Origin of the sequence: Salinivibrio sp. MA427 (assembly GCF_001996115.1) — a bacterium.
In the GTDB taxonomy this organism is placed as follows: Bacteria; Pseudomonadota; Gammaproteobacteria; order Enterobacterales; family Vibrionaceae; genus Salinivibrio; species Salinivibrio costicola.
On sequence record NZ_MUFH01000381.1, the window covers coordinates 1 to 2,044 of the forward strand.

The 2,044-nt window shown below is 51.6% G+C and carries 1 protein-coding gene; it reads left to right on the forward strand.

Annotation, left to right across the window (positions count from 1 at the left end; all coding sequences use genetic code 11):
* Positions 1 to 2,044 (forward strand): M9 family metallopeptidase (locus BZG79_RS14725; protein WP_077774780.1); only part of this gene is annotated, 2,044 nt, incomplete at both ends.

Below are 2,044 nucleotides of genomic sequence, written 5' to 3' on the forward strand. Positions count from 1 at the left end.
GCATACCATCGTCCAGTTTCTACAATCCCCTTTTGCAACCGAAGATGGCCGTGCGCAAACCGATGCATTACATGGCCTGACGTTGATGGCCGATAGCATTAAGCAATTACCACAAACCTTTAACCTACAACTGCGACTGCTGGAAAACCTGAATCAAGCGCGCTTACAAGAGCGTGGCTATGTCAACGCGCTGAACAATCTATTTGTCGCCATGGCAGGTCACCAATCGCGTCAAGCCTTCTACGATGTGCTTGCAGCTGACTTGTCTTTGATCGATCGTCTCTACCAGTTTGTCATTGATAACCCTCAGTTATCACAAACTGAAAACGGTGCTTTATTGGTGTCGAATACAGTCCGCGAGATGGGCCGATTACTCATGGCACCTCAGCCAAGTATCCGTGCACGGGTTCTAACCCACTACCGTGATCTTCTGCCTCGTTTTCCTCTGGGTGGCGCCAACGATGCCGTTTGGGTCGGACTGGTTGAAATGGTCGACGCGTTTGCCCCTGATAAAATCCAAGAATTAGGCCTCACCAATGCCAAATCGACGTTAGCCACCAAAATCGTTCCCTATCGTTTTCAATGTGATGGTCCTGCCGTGATCCGCTCACAAAGCATGACACAAGCGCAGTCTCAACAAGCCTGTGAAAGCCTGCATCAAAAAGAAAACGCATTTCATCAAACTGTTCGCTCCGGTTATCAAGCGGTGGCTGATGATCTAAACGACAGTGTTGAAGTGGTGGTATTTGATAACCCGTCGGACTACAAAACCTATTCATCGTTCTTGTTTGGTAACTCGACCGATAACGGCGGCCAGTACTTAGAGGGCGACCCAGCAAGCCCTGACAACCAAGCTCGCTTTATTGCCTACCGCAATGACGAGGGTAAGTCGCTCTCCATTTGGAACCTCGAACACGAGTACGTTCATTATCTTGATGGCCGTTTTAACATGTACGGCGACTTCAACGACGTGCTGCGTCATGGTCATACCGTGTGGTGGCTGGAAGGCTTTGCTGAATACATGGCTCATGGCGATGACTATGCCGAAGCAATTCACTTGGGCAAAGAAGGCGGTTATTCACTCAGTGACGTGTTTGCTACCACCTACCAACATGATGTTAATCGTGTGTATCGTTGGGGGTATTTGGCCGTACGCTTCTTGTTTGAAAAGCACCCAGAAGCGGTAGATGCGTTGCTCGCAGCCGGACGAACTGGACAATTTGAACAATGGGCAAGCTTAGCCAAAGAGTATGGTGAACAATATGGCCCCGCATTTTCGCAATGGCTGACGACGCTGGATAGTTCAGAGGGCGGCGAGCCTCCTCGTCCAGATCCAGATCCTGAACCAGAGCCTGAGCCTGAGCACCCAGACGTTACAACCCTGTCCCTGGGACAAACCGTCACCATTAGCGGGCAGGCATACAGTGAACATCTCTATCAGATCGACCTGAACCGTGCCGCCACTGCGCTTACCTTTAGCATCGCGGGCCAAGGCAATGCTGATCTCTACGTCGCCAAAGACCGCCAGGCGCACTATTATGACTTTGACACCACCGAGTGGAACCAAACCAGTAATGAAACCGTGACCCTGAACGATGTGGAGCCAGGCCGGTATACCTTAAGTGTCACCGGACGCGGGGACTTTACCGATGTCACTGTCGCGGTAAATGCGGAAGGCCAAGTCGATCCCGAGCCAACGCCAGAGCCGCAGCCTGAAACACCGACTGGCACCGATGATTTACGTCCGACTCAGCTCAACGTCGCCAGCCCCAACAGTATTAGCGTTTATCAACGTCGTTATCTGTATGCCGATGTACCTGAAGGTGCGACCAAAGCGCAAGTGTGGGTCATGGCAGACGGTGATGCAGGTGATTTGAACGTGTTTGCGGCTGAAGAGTATTGGCCAACGCAAGCGCAAAATCAGGCAGCCTCTGAAAGACCCGGCAGCAATCAATACATTGAGGTTGACTTACGCAACCAGCAAGGTTTGTACTTGCTACTCGCTGGCGACGGCAGCCGGAGCCAAACCGATGTTCGTGTTTAC